12 protein-coding genes and 1 pseudogene are annotated in these 16,584 nt (G+C 73.5%); 8 read left to right on the forward strand and 5 right to left on the reverse strand.

Annotated features, from left to right (window positions below):
* Positions 1-146: 146 nt before the first annotated feature.
* The 5 genes from mtrA to hpf all read left to right on the forward strand — a co-directional run bounded on the left by mtrA (position 147) and on the right by hpf (position 6,020).
* The gene (gene mtrA, locus ACH4T9_RS03305) at positions 147-836 is read left to right on the forward strand and encodes an MtrAB system response regulator MtrA (RefSeq protein ID WP_350886704.1); all 690 of its coding nucleotides are present in this window, start codon (positions 147-149) and stop codon (positions 834-836) included.
* Between the two features lie 91 nt (positions 837-927).
* The gene (gene mtrB / locus ACH4T9_RS03310; RefSeq protein ID WP_396669895.1) at positions 928-2,604 is read left to right on the forward strand and encodes an MtrAB system histidine kinase MtrB; all 1,677 of its coding nucleotides are present in this window, start codon (positions 928-930) and stop codon (positions 2,602-2,604) included.
* Positions 2,601-4,412 carry an LpqB family beta-propeller domain-containing protein gene (locus ACH4T9_RS03315; protein ID WP_396669560.1) on the forward strand — a complete coding sequence of 604 codons (1,812 nt, stop codon included), beginning with the start codon at positions 2,601-2,603 and terminating at the stop codon, positions 4,410-4,412. Before mtrB ends, ACH4T9_RS03315 begins: the two co-directional genes overlap by 4 nt.
* Before the next feature lie 9 nt (positions 4,413-4,421).
* A complete protein-coding gene (locus tag ACH4T9_RS03320; protein ID WP_396669561.1) occupies positions 4,422-5,138 on the forward strand; it encodes a ComF family protein in 717 nt (238 codons plus the stop codon).
* Positions 5,139-5,390: 252 nt separating this feature from the next.
* Entirely contained in the window at positions 5,391-6,020 is a 630-nt protein-coding gene (gene hpf, locus ACH4T9_RS03325; protein ID WP_396669562.1) for a ribosome hibernation-promoting factor, HPF/YfiA family, read from the forward strand.
* A gap of 35 nt (positions 6,021-6,055) precedes the next feature.
* Here the strand turns inward: hpf and ACH4T9_RS03330 are convergent.
* Positions 6,056-7,199, reverse strand: a pseudogene (locus ACH4T9_RS03330) (GNAT family N-acetyltransferase).
* Entirely contained in the window at positions 7,196-8,356 is a 1,161-nt protein-coding gene (locus tag ACH4T9_RS03335; RefSeq protein WP_396669563.1) for a GNAT family N-acetyltransferase, read from the reverse strand. The pseudogene ACH4T9_RS03330 and the gene ACH4T9_RS03335 overlap by 4 nt, the downstream one beginning before the upstream one ends.
* A 168-nt stretch (positions 8,357-8,524) precedes the next feature.
* Here ACH4T9_RS03335 and secA point away from each other — a divergent pair, with 168 nt between their 5' ends.
* Positions 8,525-11,446: a preprotein translocase subunit SecA gene (secA, locus tag ACH4T9_RS03340; RefSeq protein ID WP_396669564.1), complete on the forward strand. Its 2,922-nt coding sequence runs from the start codon at positions 8,525-8,527 to the stop codon at positions 11,444-11,446.
* A gap of 193 nt (positions 11,447-11,639) precedes the next feature.
* On the opposite strand, the gene ACH4T9_RS03345 is transcribed toward secA, so the two are convergent.
* The gene (locus ACH4T9_RS03345) at positions 11,640-12,242 is read right to left on the reverse strand and encodes an Rv3235 family protein (RefSeq protein WP_396669565.1); all 603 of its coding nucleotides are present in this window, start codon (positions 12,240-12,242) and stop codon (positions 11,640-11,642) included.
* Positions 12,243-12,342: 100 nt separating this feature from the next.
* Positions 12,343-12,570: a helix-turn-helix transcriptional regulator gene (locus tag ACH4T9_RS03350; protein WP_396669566.1), complete on the reverse strand. Its 228-nt coding sequence runs from the start codon at positions 12,568-12,570 to the stop codon at positions 12,343-12,345.
* Positions 12,571-12,759: 189 nt separating this feature from the next.
* Between ACH4T9_RS03350 and ACH4T9_RS03355 the strand changes: the two genes are divergently transcribed.
* The gene (locus ACH4T9_RS03355; RefSeq protein ID WP_396669567.1) at positions 12,760-13,269 is read left to right on the forward strand and encodes a DUF6912 family protein; all 510 of its coding nucleotides are present in this window, start codon (positions 12,760-12,762) and stop codon (positions 13,267-13,269) included.
* 63 nt (positions 13,270-13,332) lie between these two features.
* On the opposite strand, the gene ACH4T9_RS03360 is transcribed toward ACH4T9_RS03355, so the two are convergent.
* Positions 13,333-14,412 (reverse strand): hypothetical protein, encoded by a 1,080-nt coding sequence (locus tag ACH4T9_RS03360; protein ID WP_396669568.1) that lies wholly within the window; start codon positions 14,410-14,412, stop codon positions 13,333-13,335.
* Between the two features lie 449 nt (positions 14,413-14,861).
* Here ACH4T9_RS03360 and pruA point away from each other — a divergent pair, with 449 nt between their 5' ends.
* Positions 14,862-16,490, forward strand: coding sequence for an L-glutamate gamma-semialdehyde dehydrogenase (gene pruA, locus ACH4T9_RS03365; RefSeq protein ID WP_396669569.1), 1,629 nt, complete (start codon positions 14,862-14,864; stop codon positions 16,488-16,490).
* The last annotated feature ends 94 nt before the right edge of the window (positions 16,491-16,584 follow it).

The raw sequence follows: 16,584 nt of genomic DNA on the forward strand, positions 1-16,584 counted from the left end.
CATGGTGACACGACCCCGCGCGCTGGACGTGCGGTGGACGGCCAACCGGCAGTACCGTGCCGGGTACGCCGCTTCCGGCGAACCGCCGACGCCGTCAGGGTGACGCCGGTCCCACCGAGACGAACGGGGATGGAAGTATAAATCCCATGAGAGCCCGGGTACTGGTGGTCGACGACGACCCCGCGCTCGCCGAGATGCTCGGCATCGTCCTGCGCAGCGAGGGCTTCCTGCCCTCGTTCGTCGCCGACGGGGAACGGGCGCTGGCCGCGTTCCGGGAGAGTCGGCCCGATATCGTCCTGCTCGACCTGATGCTGCCCGGAATGAGCGGTATCGACGTGGCCCGGGCGATCCGCGGCGAGTCCGGCGTGCCCATTGTGATGCTCACGGCGAAGAGCGACACCGTCGACGTGGTGCTCGGGCTGGAGTCCGGAGCCGACGACTACGTGGTCAAGCCGTTCAAGCCCAAGGAGTTGGTGGCCCGGATGCGGGCCCGGCTGCGCCGGGGCGAGGACGTGGCACCGGAGATGCTGACCATCGGGCCGCCCGGCAACCAGATCAGCATCGATGTGCCGGCGCACACCGTCAGCCGCAACGGCGAGGAGGTGAAGCTGACGCCGCTGGAGTTCGACCTACTGGTCGCGCTCGCCCGCAAGCCGCGTCAGGTGTTCACCCGGGAGGTGCTGCTGGAACAGGTCTGGGGATACCGGCACGCCGCCGACACCCGGCTGGTCAACGTGCACGTGCAGCGGTTGCGGGCCAAGATCGAGCCGGACCCGGAGCGACCGGAAATCATCCTCACCGTCCGGGGCGTGGGCTACAAGGCCGGCACCGGATAACCTGGGTCGCACTGTGACCACCTCCCCGACGTCCGGTCCCTCACCCGCGGTCACCCGCCGGCCACCCGCCGTGCGGGAGCTGTGGCGTGTGCTGGCCGGGAGGGCGGCCCGGCTGGTGGCCGGCGTGCGACAGACCTGGCGCCGCTCGTTGCAGGTCCGGGTGGTGACCATCACGCTGGTCACCTCCAGCCTGCTCGTCGGCGGGTTCGCGTACCTGATCGCCGACAAGATCACCAACATTCTGGTGGAGAACGCCGAGACCGACGTCCGGCTCCGGCTCAGCAGCGGCAGCGCCTACGCGGCCAAGCAGTTCAGCCTCTACAGCCAGGCGCAGGAGGCCCAGCTCCAGGACACCATCGACGGCACGGTCAACTACCTGGCCGGCGGGGACCCGCAGCAGACCAGCGGGGTGGTGGTCGGGATCATCGCCGACGACTACACCGGCATCATCGAGCCGCGCTTCTCCCCGGACGTGGAGGTCGGTCCGCTGATCAGCCGCGAGCTGCGGGCCACGGTCGCCGGGGGCAACATCGCCAGCCAGATCCGCACCGGCCGGCTGGCCGACGACTCCACGAAATACCTGGTGTACGGCTCGCCGGTGCCGACCCGCTTCGGCCAGGTGGAGCTGTACTACCTGGTGCCGCTGACCCGCCAGGACGCCACGGCGGCGGACGCCCGGGCCACCGTGGTGGCCACCGGGGCGGCGCTGGTACTCCTGCTCGGCCTGCTCGCCGCCCTGGTCACCCGGCTGGTGGTGACGCCTGTGCGGGTGGCCGCCCGGACGGCCCAGCGGCTCTCCGCCGGCCTGCTCGACCAGCGGATGGTGGTCAACGGGGAGGACGACCTGGCACTGCTGGCCGCGTCGTTCAACCAGATGGCCACCAACCTGCAACGGCAGATTCTCCGGCTGGAGGAGATGTCCCGGTTGCAGCGCCGCTTCACCTCCGACGTCTCCCACGAGCTGCGTACCCCGCTGACCACGGTCCGGATGGCCGCCGACCTGATCTTCGCCGAGCGGGACGAGTTCGACCCGGCGGTGGCTCGCAGCGCCGAGCTGCTGCAGGCCGAGCTGGACCGGTTCGAGGAACTGCTCACCGACCTGCTGGAGATCAGCCGCTTCGACGCCGGGTTCGCCATGCTGGACTCCGAGCCGACCGACCTGGTGCCGGTGGTGCACCGGGTCGCCGACCGGCTGGCCGGGCTGGCCGAGCGGGTCGGGGTGGCCATCGAGCTGGACGTGCCCGACGCCCCGGTGATCGCCGAGGTGGACCCGCGCCGGGTCGAGCGGGTGCTGCGCAACCTGGTCGGCAACGCCGTCGAGCACGGCGAGGCCAAGCCCGTCCTGATCACCCTCGGGCACGACCAGACGGCGGTCGCGATCACCGTCCGGGACCACGGGGTGGGGCTCAAGCCGGGGGAGGAGAAGCTGGTCTTCAACCGGTTCTGGCGGGCCGACCCGTCCCGGGCCCGGCAGACCGGGGGCACCGGTCTCGGCCTGTCCATCAGCCTGGAGGACGCCCGGCTGCACGGCGGCTGGTTGGAGGCGTGGGGCGCGCCGGGACAGGGCGCCCAGTTCCGACTCACCCTGCCGGCCCGGGCCGGCGACCGGCTGACCACGTCCCCGCTGAGGCTGGTCCCCGGCGACGCGGCCCTGCCGTTCGGCGGCCCCCGGGACGGCGGGCTGCTCGCCATCGGCTCCGGAACCGGGGGCGCGCTGGCCATCGGGCCCGCCCCGGCGACCGGCGACCGCGCGGAGGTGGGGTCGTGACGCCGCGCCGCCGGCTCGTCGCGCCCCTCGCCGGGCTGCTCCTGCTCACCGGGATCACCGGCTGCGGCATCCCCAAGGAGTCCGAGGTCAGGGTCGACGGGCAGGTGACCGCCGCCAGGTCCGGCTCGTCGAGCTACCGCCGGGACGAGCCACCGGGCCCCGCCGCCAGCGGGACCGACCGCAAGGCCTTCGTCACGAACTTTCTCTCCGCCGCCGCCGGTGAGGCGGACCGGGCCTACTACCGGGTCAAGCAGTTCGTCGCCCCGGACGGGCGCAGCCGGATCCAGGAGAAGCAGCCCAGCGAGGTGGCTCTCACCGTGGTGCGACTGCGCGAGACGCCGGTGATCACCGAGAACACGGACGGCATCAAGGTCACCCTCCGGGTGCAGCAGATCGGTCTGTTGCGCGCCGACGGAACGCTGGTGCCGCCGGTGGCCACCGACACCGAGTACGGGTTCAAGCTGAGCGCCGCCCAGGAGGACAAGCCGGACGCCGGCTGGTACGTCAAGGACCCGCCGCCGAACGTGCTGCTGCTCAGCGACGACGCGCTGCGGCAGTACTACCAGACCCACACCGTCTACTTCTGGAACACCGACCGCACCCGGCTGGTGCCCGACCAGCGCTACCTGCCCCTGGCCGTGCCCGACGAGCGGCGGGTCACCGAGGTGGTGAAGTGGCTGACGGCCGGGCCGTCGGAGTGGCTGGGGTCGGGGACGCGCCGGCTGCCGGACGGCACCCGCCTGATCAACAACGCGACCGAGTCGGACGGGCAGTGGGAGGTCAACCTCGACATGCCCGTCGACGCGGACGACAAGCGGGTCGAGCAGTTCGTCGACCAGCTCGCCTGGTCGCTGCCGGAGCTGGACGGCCAACTGGAGCTGAAGATCCACAACCAGTCCCGGAAGAAGGTGCCCGACCTCGCCGCGCACCGCCGGGCGAATCCGGCGTACCCGGTCACCGGCGACCCGCAGCGGTTCTGCGTCTACGACGGGGCGGTCCACCCGCTCGCCTTCGCCGGCGAGGCGAGCGGCCGGGTGCCGATCGTGGCGGCGTACAACAAGGGTGTCGTGTCGGCCGGGTTCAGCCGCTCCGACGACACTGTGCTGGCCGCCCTGGTGACGGCCGGGCCGGACCAGCGACAGCGGCTCACGGTCGGCGCCGGCGCGGCGCCGGTCAGCGTCTTCCAGCGCAGCCCCCGGTCGTACGCCTCGATGGGGCGGCCGGTCTGGCTGCGCTCGCCCGACCCGGAACGCCCGCAGGGGCTGGTGGTGGCCGACGGCCGGCTCTACCGGTTCGACGGGAACGCCCAGCTCCGGGAGCTGCCGCTGACCGTCGAGGGCGAGGTGACGGCGGTGGCCGCCTCGCTGGACGGGCACCGGATTGCGGCGATCGTCGGAGGCGATCTGTACGTCGCGGCGGTCAACCTGAACGGCGGTGTGGTCTCCGTGGGCCCGGCCCGCCGGCTGGTCACCTCGCTGACCGACCTCTCCGCGGTCGACTGGGCGACGGAGAACAGCCTGGACCTGGCCGGGTCGGTGGGGCGGCCGGCGGTCTACCAGATCAGCGTGGATGGCGCCCTGGAGACGGCGCTGCGCAACGACCTCGGTGCCCGGGTGACCCACCTGTCGACGTACCCGCTCAACCCGGTGGTGCCGTTCTCCAGCGGGAACCTGATGTACGAGGCGAACGGGGTGGCGTACCGGAACAACCCGTTCGACACCATCAAGCGGGACCAGGTGTTGGAGGTGACCCCGCCGCCGGCCGGGGTACGGGCCGGCAACCCGACCGCCCCGTTCTTCCTCTACTGAGCGGGCGCGGTGCGCGGCGTCGGCGGGCTCTGGGCGGACCTCACCGACCTGGTGCTGCCGGTGGAGTGCGCCGGCTGCCGGGACCGCACGGCGACCGTCCGGCGCGGGTTCTGCCCCGGCTGCGTGGCGGCGCTGGAGGCGCTGAGCCCTCGCCCCGTACGTCCGACCCCCGCCCCGGCCGGCCTGCCGCCGTGCGTCGCTCTCGGCCCGTACGCCGGGCCGCTGCGGGAGGCGCTGCTGGCGTACAAGGAGCGGGGCCGGCACGGGCTGGCCCGGCCGCTGGGTGGGCTGCTCGCGGAGGTGGTGGCCGACGCGGTGGGCGGGACGAGGCCGGTGCTGCTGGCCCCGGTGCCGGACACGGCGGCGGCGGCCCGCGCCCGGTACGGCGACCACCTGGACCGGCTGGCCCGGCACGCGGCGGTCCGGCTGCGCCGGGCCGGGTGGCCGGTGCGGGTGGTCCGGCCGCTGCGGGCGCTGCCCCGGCCGGACTCGACCACCCTGGACCGCGCCGGCCGTGCCCGGGCGGTGGAGTCGGCGTTCCGGCCCCGCCCCGGGGCGGGGCCGCCCCGGCCCCGCGTCGGCGTGCCGACGCCGGTGGTCGTGCTGCTCGACGACATCGTCACCACCGGGGTCACCCTGGCCGCCGCCGGCCGGGCGCTCAGCGCGACCGGCCTGTCACCGCAGGTCGCCGCGGTGCTCGCCGCGACCGAGAAACGGCGTCATTGATGACCTTTCGTGTTTGTGTTTCACCCGACCGTGTTCATCCTGTGAAAGTTCTGAGCCTTTGCGCGGCGGGGGGTGACTCGCGGACGAACAAGGGTTAGCGTTTTCGTGTCGGGGGTAGGAAGGCATTCCCACCCGCCCCCGGCGGTGAGAGGAGGCGGAGCCGCACTGACCCGGTCGACGCCGCACGGGCTTCCCAGAGGGCGAGCCGGCCGGGATTTCCGAATCGAAGGCCGTCCGAACAAGGGAGGTCACGTGGACATCGTGGTCAAGGGCCGCAACGTCGAGGTTCCGGATCATTACCGGGTGCACGTAGCCGAGAAGCTCGCGAAGATCGAACGTTACGATCACAAACTTATTCGTGTTGACGTCGAGTTGTTCCACGAGCGCAATCCACGCCAGTCCGACCATTGCCAACGGGTCGAGATAACGTGCGTTTCCCGTGGTCCGGTGATTCGGGCCGAGGCCTGCACCGACGATTTCTACAGCGCGCTCGACGCCGCGATAGCGAAGCTGGACAACCGGCTGCGCCGGGCGGCGGACCGCCGCCGGGTCCACCGGGGCCGGCACGCCCCGATCTCCGTCGCGGCGGCCACCGCCGACCTGCCGGTGGCGGATCTCGGGTCCCCCGTCGCGGCCCTGGACGGCTCGCGAACGGCCACCGCCGTGGCGGAACGGGTCGAGGAGGAGCACGACGACCAGCCCTGGCACATCGCCCGGGCGAAGGTGCACCCCGCCGAGCCGATGACCGTCGACGACGCGCTGTTCCAGATGGAACTGGTCGGGCACGACTTCTACCTGTTCCACGACAAGGAGTCCGGCCGCCCCAGCGTCGTCTACCGCAGGCACGCCTACGACTACGGAATCATCTCCCTCGACGCCTGACCCCGACCGGCCGTTCCCCCGCTGGCCCGCACGGGTCAGCGGGGAACGTCGGTGGCGAGCCGGGCGTAGATGTAAGAGTCGTACCGGGTGCCGTCCGGGCCGGGCAGCCGGCCGCGCAACAGGCCCTCGCGGGAGAACCCGGCCTTCTCCAGCACCCGCTGCGAGGCGACGTTCTCGGGGCGGGTGCCCGCCCAGATCCGCGCGATCCCGACCTCGTCGAACGCCCAGCCGGCGACGAGGCGGGCCGCCCGGGTGGCCAGGCCCCGGCCCCGCCCGGGTGGCCAGGCCCCGGCCCCGCCCGGCGGGCAGCATGCTGTAGCCGATCATCGCCTGCCCCGTCGCCGGCTCGTCGTGGTGCAGCGCGCAGCCGCCGACCAGTTCACCCGTCGCCGCATCCAGGATGGCCAGGTCGGCGGCGAACCCGGCCAACCAGCGGCTCCCCGCGAGGCGGCAGCGTCGCTCGATGTCGGCGAGCGACGGCGGCTCCGGCGGGACCCGGTTGGCGACCACCTCGGGCCGGCGGTGCAGCCGGTACATCCCCGCCACGTCGTCCGCGCCGACCGGGCGCAGGGCCACCACGCCGTCGGTGAGCCGTCCGCCGGGCAGGTCGGGCAGGGTGCGGGCCACGGGGCCGGGCGGGTCGTCGGCCAGCCGCACCCAACAGACCCGGTCGTGCCGACCGCCGTCGCGGGCCGGGGCCGCCGCGCGGCGTACCCCCTCGTGCCGGAAGCCGGCGGCGAGCGCGACCCGCTGGCTGGCCGCGTTCTCCGGGTGGGTGAGCAGCTCCAGCCGGGCCGTGCCGTGCGCGAACGCCGCGGCGGCCAGTGCCCGGGTCGCGGCGGTGGCCACCCCGCGCCCACGCGCCCACGGCGCGACCCAGTAGCCGATCTCCGCCTGTCCCCGCGCCGGAACCGGGTTACTCAGGCCGATACCGCCGAGCAGCCGGTCGGTCGCCGGGTCCGCGACCGCGTACGCGGCCCCGCCGGTGGCCCGGGCCGCCGGGGCGCCCTCGGCGACCCACCACCGGGCGTCGGCCTCGGTGTAAGGGCTCGGCAGGCCGGGCAGGAACCGCTGGGTGATCGGGTCGGAGCAGGCCGACGCGGTGTCCGCGACGTCGTCGACGTGGAACGGCCGCAGCCGGACCCCCTCGGCCTCGACCGTGTCGGGCGGCGTGCTCACGTCAGGTCCCCGGGGAGCAGCGAGCCGGTCCAGGCGTCGCCCCGGGCGCCGTCGCGGAGGGTCAGTGCCGCCCGGGCCACGCCCTCCATGGTGAAGCCGGCCTTCTCCGCCGCCCGGCGGGAGGCGGTGTTGCCGACCAGCGCCCGCCACTCGACCCGGGCCAGGCCGAGCGTGGTGAAGCCCCAGGTGGCCAGGGCGGCGGTCGCGGCCGGCACGTACCCCCGGCCCCGGGCGTGCGGCGCGGTCATGAAGCCGACCGTGCCCTGCACCGGGTCGGCGGGGGAGATCCGCAGGTCGATCGAGGCGAGGTACCGGTCGTCGCCGTCGGCGACGGTGAAGTACGCCCCCGTGCCGCGCGCCCACGTCGCCTCGGCGACGTCCCGCTTGAACCCCTCGGCGTGCGTCCGCTCGTACGGGGCCGGCACCGTGGTCCACTCGATGGTGTGCGGGTCGCGGCAGGTTTCGGCGATCGCGTCCAGGTCGCGCTCCTCGATCGGCCGCAGCCGCAGCTCCCCGGTGCCGACGGTGGCGAACAGGGTGGGCTGCGCCCGGCCGAAGACGGCGGCCCGCCGGGCGGCCAGGGTTTCCGGTCCGGCCGGCCCGGGGGCGCCCGGCGCGGGCAGCTCGCCGGGGAGCAGGGAGCCGATCCAGCCCTCCCGCCGGCCGTCGGGCGCCGGGTGGGCCAGCCGCAGCTCGCCCTCGACCCGGAACCCGGCGCGCAGGGCGGCCAGCCGGGAGGCGTGGTTGCCGATCTCGGCCTGCCAGAGCAGCCGGCGCAGCCCGAGCGCGTCGAACGCCCACCGGGCGACGGCCCGGGTGGCATGCGCGGCGACGCCCCGACCCCGGGCCCAGGGGGCCACCCAGTAGCCGATCTCACCGCTGTCGGTCGCCTTGTCCAGCGCCACCAGCCCGCAGGAGGCCAACAGTTCCCCGGTGGCGCCGTCGCAGACGGCGAACGGGGCACCGGTGCCGTCGCGCCAGGCCGCCGCGTTGAGTTCGGTGACGAACCCGTGGGCATGTTCGGGCAGGTACGGGCGGGGTACGGTGGTCCAGCGTTGGATGTCCGGATCCTGGCAGGCCCGGTGCACGGCGTCAGCGTCGGTTGCCTGCCAGGGCCGCAGCAGCAGACCGCCCTCGGTGAGTTCCACGGGTTCCACCGGGCCATCGTGCCGGATCGTTCGCGCTGGGCGTAACCGGATATCCCGCCGCCGGCCTGCGGTCCGAGCGTTATGTCGGTTTCGGCCGATCGGACCGCCGCCACCAGTGACCATCGGGCCGACGGAGCGCCTACGATGGATCGAGACTGTCTAGGGGAGCGTTGATCCGTGTCGATTCTGGAAAAGGTCCTCCGCGCTGGCGAGGGCCGCATGGTGCGCCGGCTGAAGGCCATCGCCGCCGCCGTCAACTCGATCGAGGACGACTACGTCAACCTCACCGATGACGAGTTGCGGGGGCTCACTGATCAGTACCGGGAGCGGCTGGCCGACGGTGAGACCCTCGACGACCTGCTGCCGGAGGCCTTCGCCGCCGTGCGCGAGGCGTCCGCCCGGGTGCTCGGCCAGCGGCCGTACGACGTCCAGGTGATGGGTGGGGCGGCGCTGCACTTCGGCAACATCGCCGAGATGAAGACCGGTGAGGGCAAGACCCTGACCTCGGTCATGGCGGTGTATCTCAACGCGCTGTCCGGCAAGGGCGTGCACGTGATCACGGTCAACGACTACCTGGCCCCGCGTGACGCCGCCTGGATGGGGCAGGTGCACAGGTTCCTCGGTCTCACCGTCGGCGTGGTGCTGCCCAACCGGCCGGCCAGCGAGCACCGCGCCGCGTACGAGTGCGACATCACCTACGGCACCAACAACGAGTTCGGCTTCGACTACCTGCGCGACAACATGGCCTGGTCGAAGGAGGAGCTGGTCCAGCGGGGCCACAACTTCGCGGTGGTCGACGAGGTCGACTCGATCCTGATCGACGAGGCCCGGACGCCGCTGATCATCTCCGGCCCGGCCGAGCACTCGGCCCGTTGGTACGGCGAGTTCTCCGGCGTGGTGGCCCGGCTCCAGCCCGGCAAGGACGGCGAGGGCGACTACGAGGTCGACTACGCCAAGCGCACCATCGCGGTGACCGAGCGCGGCGTGGCGAAGGTGGAGGACCGGCTCGGCATCGACAACCTCTACGAGTCGGTGAACACCCCCCTCGTCGGTTACCTGAACAACGCCATCAAGGCCAAGGAGCTGTACAAGCGCGACAAGGACTACATCGTCAGCGACGGCGAGGTCCTGATCGTCGACGAGTTCACCGGCCGCATCCTGCACGGGCGCCGCTACAACGAGGGCATGCACCAGGCGATCGAGGCCAAGGAGGGGGTGGAGATCAAGCAGGAGAACCAGACCCTGGCCACCATCACCCTCCAGAACTACTTCCGCCTCTACGAGAAGCTCTCCGGCATGACCGGTACGGCCCAGACCGAGGCGGGCGAGTTCAACAAGGTCTACAACGTCGGCGTGGTGACCATCCCGACCCACCGGCCGATGGTTCGGCAGGACCGGGCCGACGTCATCTACAAGACCGAGAAGGCCAAGTTCAACGCGGTCGTCGAGGACATCGCCGAGCGGCACCAGGCCGGTCAGCCGGTGCTGGTCGGCACCGTCTCGGTGGAGAACTCCGAGATCATCTCCCAGCTGCTGCGCCGCCGGGGCATCCCGCACTCCGTGCTGAACGCCAAGTTCCACGCCAAGGAGGCGGAGATCGTCGCCCAGGCCGGGCGCAAGGGCGGGGTCACCGTGGCGACCAACATGGCCGGCCGGGGCACCGACATCCTGCTCGGCGGCAACCCCGAGTTCCTCGCCGCCAACGAGCTGCGCCAGCGCGGCCTCGACCCGGCGGAGAACGAGGAGGAGTACGCCAAGGCCATGGAGGAGGTCCTGCCCAAGTGGAAGCAGGCCTGCGAGGCCGAGGCGGAGGAGGTCGCGGGCGTCGGCGGGCTCTACGTGCTGGGTACCGAGCGGCACGAGTCCCGGCGGATCGACAACCAGCTGCGCGGTCGGGCCGGCCGGCAGGGTGACCCGGGCGAGTCCCGCTTCTACCTGTCCCTGCAGGACGAGCTGATGAAGCGGTTCCGGGCCGGCGCGGTCGAGGCGGTGATGGACCGCTTCAACATCCCCGAGGACGTGCCCATCGAGTCGAAGATGGTGACCCGCCAGATCAAGAGCGCCCAGGCCCAGATCGAGGGCCAGAACGCCGAGATCCGCAAGAACGTCCTGAAGTACGACGAGGTGCTCAACAAGCAGCGCCAGGTCATCTACGCCGAGCGCCTGCGGGTGCTCAACGGCGAGGACCTCTCCGACCAGGTCCGCAACATGATCGACGACGTGATCGGCGCGTACGTGATCGGCGCCACCAGCGACGGCTACGCCGAGGACTGGGACCTCGAACAGCTCTGGGCCAGCCTCAAGCAGCTCTACCCGGTGGGCATCGCACTGGCCGAGTTGGAGGAGGAGATCGGCTCCCGGGCCGGCTTCGACCAGGACCTCCTGCTCGCCCGCCTCAAGGAGGACGCGAACGCCGCCTACGACCGGCGCGAGGAGCAGCTCGGCGAGGAGGGCACCCGCGAGCTGGAGCGGATGGTGCTGCTTCAGGTCATCGACCGCAAGTGGCGTGAGCACCTCTACGAGATGGACTACCTCCAGGAGGGCATCAGTCTGCGGGCGTACGCCCAGCGCGACCCGGTGGTGGAGTACCAGCGCGAGGGCTTCGACATGTTCGCCACCATGATGGACGGCATCAAGGAGGAGACGGTCGGCTTCCTCTACAACCTGGAGGTCCAGGTCCAGGAGGCCGAGCCCGAGGCCGAGGCCGAGGAGGTGCAGCTGCTGGACAAGCCGGTGGAGATCCGGGCCAAGGGCCTGGGTCGCGCCCCCCAGCAGCAGGGCCTGCAGTACTCTGCGCCGACCATCGACGGTGAGGCCGGAGCCGGGGCGGTCGCCGTGGAGCGGTCCGAGGAGAAGGCCCCGCCGGTGCGTGCGGCCCGCTCCGAGCGGCCGGCCCGGCCGGCGGCCCCGCCGGCCCCCGAGGCTCAGCCCCGCCCGGCTGCCTTCGGCGGGAGCGGGCAGGCCGTGGCGGCCAGCTCCGCCCGGCAGGCGGTTCCGGCCCGGGGAGAGGCCGGCGGCCCGTCGCGTAACGCGCCCTGCCCGTGCGGCTCCGGCCGCAAGTACAAGCGGTGCCACGGCGCCGCCAACGGCGGCAACTGACCCGTCCGGCGCCGCCGAACGGCGTCCGTCCCACCAGCGAGCACAGCGAGGGGGCCCCGGCGACCGCCGGGGCCCCCTCGCTGTCCGCCAGGTCGCCCCGGCTTCGGCCCCGTGCCCGGCCTGGCTGCCGGCCCGCTGCGGGGACCGATTTCCGGCCCCGGCCTTCGGGGCGCGGGCGCAGCCGTCGGGGCGGTCAGACGAGTTGGAGTACGGTGCAGAGCCAGCGACCGCGCCGATGCTCCAGGCGGAGCGCCATCGCCCAGGTGTGCCCGGCGGCGCTGCCCAGGACGGCGGCGGCCTCCACGGCCGCAGGGCGGGGTTCGCAGACCCGCAGCCGGCGCAGCCGCACGGTCGGGCGGGTGGAGCGGCGACGGACCGGGCCGGTGCGCGCCGCCGCCCTGGTCAGCTCGTTCATCACGTCCGCCGAGCAGGCCGGCTCGCTCATCGGGCGGATCTGCCCGAGCGGCCGGTATCCGTTGAGGATCTCCAGGCAGGTGGTGACGAAGCGCTGGGCGGCCCGGGTGGCCTCCGGCGTGGCCGTGACCAGCGCGGCGGGCGGCGGGGCCAGTGGAGTGGCCCGCCCAGGACCGCCAGGGGCGGGGCGGGGGTCGTGCGCGCGCCCGCCGGGGCGGGCCGGGATGCGGCGGTGCGCCTCGAACAGGTCGAGGGCCAGTTGGGCGGCGACCGGGCGGGGCCAGCCCTCGGCCGGCTCCTCGGTGAACGGCGGGTCGAGCGGGGGCGCCGGTCGCACCCGGACCGGAGGACGGACAGGCCCGGGACGACGGGACTCAATCATCGAAACCCCCGTTGCTTGCGTTCGCCTTCGTTTGCCTCCGACAGGCTCGATTCTCGGCCAGGACAACGCCCGCGGTCAATGCCGCTCGGTGCGGTGGTCGCTACTCGCCGTCGCGGTCGTTCAGCGGGTTGTCCCGGACCCACTCGGCGGTCTCGGCGTATTTGTGCTGGATGTACTCCTCCAGGCGGGCGCGCTCGACCCGCCAGTGCCCCCGACCGCCGACCTTGATCCCGGGCAGCTCACCGCTGCGCACCATGTGGTAGACCTGCGAGTCCGACACGTTGAGCTCGGCGGCCACGTCGGAGAGCAGCAGGAACCTCGGCTCCATGGAAACTCCCGGGGTTGACGTCGTTTGCCTCAGTTTGCCATCCACCGCCGACAGAGTCGCCGACCCGCCACTCGCGCGGCAACCTTCCGTGCGACGGGTGCGGGGTGTATGACGGTCAAGGCGTACGGCATGATCGGCGCCCGGGGCCGGCGCACGCCGGCCGGCAGACGGAGCGGGGGGAGACGACCGGTGACCGAGGAGCTTGTCCGGGTGTACGTGCCGGCGATCGTGCCGATGCTGGCCCGCCTCCCCGAGCAGGGGCTGCCCGAGACCGACGCCCACACGGTGACCCCCGCCCTGCGCGAGTGGTACGCCGAGGGCGACGAGGAGGAACTGGAGTACATCGCGTTCACCCGGGCCGCCCAGGACGCGCTGCTCCTGCTCCGGGACGATCCGGCCGCACCCCGTCGGCGCGCGGTGGTCGCCGTCGACGTCCCCGCCTCGGCGCTGCGGCGCACCGACGACGTGCTCGGCTCCAGCGCGGTCCGGCTGGTCCGACCGGTGCCGGTGACGGCGGTGGCCGCGCTGCACGTCGACGGCGACGACGCGCGTGACGACGTGGCCGCCGCCGCTGCCGTGGCCGCCGAGGCGTTGGCCGACGACCCGGACGCCCAGTTCACCGTCGACGGCGCCGAGGACCACGAGCTGGAGTGGTACGACGTCAGCGAGCTGGAGCAGCTGCTGCGCGCCGCGTCCTGACGCCGCCCGCGCACCCGGTCGCCGTACCGGCGGACCGGACCGGGCCGGGGGACGGGTCGACCGTCAGCGGTCCGCCGCCGCCACCTCGTCGTCGGCCGCCGCCTCGGTGGCGTCGTCGCCCGGAGTGGGGCCCAGCGTGCGGCCGAAGGCGATGAGCGCGGTGAGCGCGCCGACGAAGAGCACCCAGATCCCGTTGTCGATCCGCGAGGTGCCCAGCGAGGTCTGGGCGACCGCGTCCGCCTCGCTCAGCGCGCCGGCCAGGTCGAGCAGCGAGCGCCCGCCGACCCGGATGATGATCTCGGCGAGCAGCAGGAGTAGGCCGGGACCGGCCCCGGCCAGCAGGTAGCCGGGCCAGCGGGGGGCGGGCGAGGCCGGGTCGCGCCGCTCTGCGCGTCGCCTGGCCCAGGTGATGTACCCGAAGGCGAGCAGCCCCGCCAGCAGCCCGGCGAGCAGGGACTCCGACCGGGACACCCACTTCGCGGCGCCGACCATCGACTCCTGGGTGTCGCCCGCGCCGAAGAGGTCGAACAGCGGGTCCCGGGCCCGGCTGAACGCCACCACGAAGACCAGCGCGCCGAGCGCGGCGGCGATGATCGCGCCGGCCACCCGGGCGTTGCCGGCGCCGGCCACGGCGCCGCCGATGATCGCCGCCGCGGCGGTGGTGCCGGCGATGACGTTGGTGGTCGCGTTGTCGAAGTAGGTCAGGTTGATCACCACCGCCGCCGCGAGCCCGACCAGCACGCCGGTGCCGACCGCGACGGCGAAGCGTAGGGTGACCCGCTCGGCGCCCCGCCGGGCCAGCAGGTTGGTCGCCGCCAGGGCGACCGCCGCGCCGGCCACCAGTGCGGCCGAGATGACCCCGGGCAGCGCGAACGCGGAGAGGCTGATCGCGGTGACCCCCGCCTCGGCGGAGTTGATCACCGCCCGGGTGGACCAGAGCATTGCCGCCAGCCAGGCCACGGCCAGCAGCGCCAGCACGACCGCCCCCGGGGCGCGCGCCGGGGACGTACCCCCGGGGGTCGGTTCCGGCTCCACGGGCGACGCCGGCCCGGCGGCGTCGCCGGGCCCGTCAGCCCCGGCCGGGGCGCCCTGCACCGGCTGGTCCGGCTCCGCGGCGGTGGCGCTGCCGGGCTGGTTGCTCATCGTCTCCCCTTCGACGGACGCCCGGACCCGGCCGGTCTCTGCCGGCGCACGGGCGGGGCTGGTCACCGGCCATCCAGCGTACGCGCCACCCGACCGCCGGCCCTCCGCCCGTCCGCCGCCACCCGACCCGCCCGTCCCGGGCCCCGGGCGGAGCGGGGAGTGGGCGGCAGCGGGCGAGGAATCGTAAGGACGGCGGGTGCTGGGCGAGGGAATCGCCGGAGGTGGAGGCGGGTCGGGCGGCGATTCGCAGGGCGGGGTCCGGCGGTGCGGCGCGGGCCAGGTCGGGTGGGTGGGGCCGGGGCGGGGCGAGACCGGGGGTGCCGCGTGGGAGAATCGGCGCAGGTCCCGCCGCCGCGACCGGTGCAGCCCGCGGCGTACGGCGTCCGGCCGCCCGGCCGGTGCCCGCGGGTCCGATTTCGCCACCGCTGCCGAGATCGCCAGGAGCCCCGATGGACGCCGTGTTCTCCGTACCCGAGCCGCGTAACGAGCCGGTCCGTGCCTACGAGCCGGGCAGTGCCGACCGGGAGCGGCTCCAGCGACGCCTGGCCGACCTGGCCGGCGAGCGCCTCGACCTGCCGATGACCATCGCCGGCAAGCAGCGGATGGCCGGCGGCGAGCCGATCGACGTGGTGCAGCCACACCGGCACGGCCACGTGCTGGGCGTCACCGGTCACGCCACCCACGACGACGCCCGCGCTGCGGTGCAGGCCGCCAAGGACGCCGCACCGATGTGGCGGGCCCTGCCGTTCGAGGAGCGCGCGGCGATCTTCCTGCGCGCCGCCGAGCTGCTCGCCGGCCCGTGGCGGGACACCCTCAACGCCGCCACCATGCTCGGCCAGTCGAAGACCGCCGTCCAGGCCGAGATCGACGCGGCCTGCGAGCTGATCGACTTCCTCCGGTTCAACGTGCACTTCGCCCGGGGCCTGCTCCAGGAGCAGCCACTCTCCTCCCCGGGGGTGTGGAACCGCCTCGACCACCGCCCCCTGGAGGGCTTCGTCTACGCGGTCACCCCGTTCAACTTCACCGCGATCGCCGGCAACCTGCCCTCCGCCCCGGCGCTGCTCGGCAACACCGTGGTCTGGAAGCCGAGCCCGACCCAGCAGTTCGCCGCGCACTTCACCATGCGGCTGTTCGAGGCGGCCGGCCTGCCGCCCGGCGTGATCAACATGGTCACCGGGCGGGGCGAGGAGGTCTCCGACGTGGTGCTCGCCGACCCGGACCTGGCCGGCATCCACTTCACCGGCTCGACCAAGGTCTTCCAGCAGCTGTGGAGGACCGTCGGCGACAACATCCACCGCTACCGGGGCTACCCCCGGCTGGTCGGCGAGACCGGCGGCAAGGACTTCGTGGTCGCGCACACCAGCGCCGACGTGGACGCGCTGCACACCGCGCTGATCCGCGGCGCGTACGAGTACCAGGGCCAGAAGTGCTCGGCCGCGTCCCGGGCGTACGTCCCGCGGTCGCTCTGGGAGGGCGGGCTGCGCGACCGGCTGGCCGCCACCGCCGACTCGCTGACCTACGGCGACGTCACCGACTTCACCAACTTCGGCGGCGCGGTGATCGACGCCAAGGCGTTCGACCGGCACACCGCAGCCCTGGAGCTGATCTCCGGCGACGGCTCCTGCACCGTGCTGGCCGGCGGCACCGCCGACGACTCGGTCGGGTGGTTCGTCCGGCCGACCCTGTTCGAGTGCACCGACGCCGCACACGAGACGTTCACCACCGAGTACTTCGGCCCGATCCTCGGCGTGCACGTCTTCGACGACGCCCGCTTCGACGAGGTCGTCGCCCAGGCCGAGTCGATCGCCCCGTATGCGCTGACCGGGGCGATCTTCGCCACTGACCGCCGGGTGGTCGACGCGGTGGCCGAGCGCATGCGGTACGCGGCCGGGAACTTCTACATCAACGACAAGCCGACCGGCGCGGTGGTGGGGCAGCAGCCGTTCGGCGGCGCCCGGGCCAGCGGCACCAACGACAAGGCCGGCTCCTGGCACAACCTGGTCCGCTGGATGTCGCCCCGGACGATCAAGGAGACCTTCGTCCCACCGACCGACCACACCTACCCCCACATGGGCTGACCCGTCCGGCGAGGGCTCCCGCCGCGTCGCGGGGGCCCTGGCCGTGCGCAGCGTGACCGGCCCTCAACGGACTGTCGCCCGCCGACAGTGCACA

This window comes from Micromonospora sp. NPDC020750, assembly GCF_044334565.1.
In the GTDB taxonomy this organism is placed as follows: Bacteria; Actinomycetota; Actinomycetes; order Mycobacteriales; family Micromonosporaceae; genus Micromonospora.

What these genes read in the sequence shown, in the direction of transcription:
- mtrA (WP_350886704.1), top strand. Translation starts at nt 147, where the DNA reads ATGAGAGCCCGGGTACTGGTGGTCGACGACGACCCCGCGCTCGCCGAG.
- ACH4T9_RS03345 (WP_396669565.1), bottom strand. Translation starts at nt 12,242, where the DNA reads ATGATTGAGTCCCGTCGTCCCGGGCCTGTCCGTCCTCCGGTCCGGGTG.
- ACH4T9_RS03350 (WP_396669566.1), bottom strand. Translation starts at nt 12,570, where the DNA reads ATGGAGCCGAGGTTCCTGCTGCTCTCCGACGTGGCCGCCGAGCTCAAC.
- ACH4T9_RS03360 (WP_396669568.1), bottom strand. Translation starts at nt 14,412, where the DNA reads ATGAGCAACCAGCCCGGCAGCGCCACCGCCGCGGAGCCGGACCAGCCG.
- pruA (WP_396669569.1), top strand. Translation starts at nt 14,862, where the DNA reads ATGGACGCCGTGTTCTCCGTACCCGAGCCGCGTAACGAGCCGGTCCGT.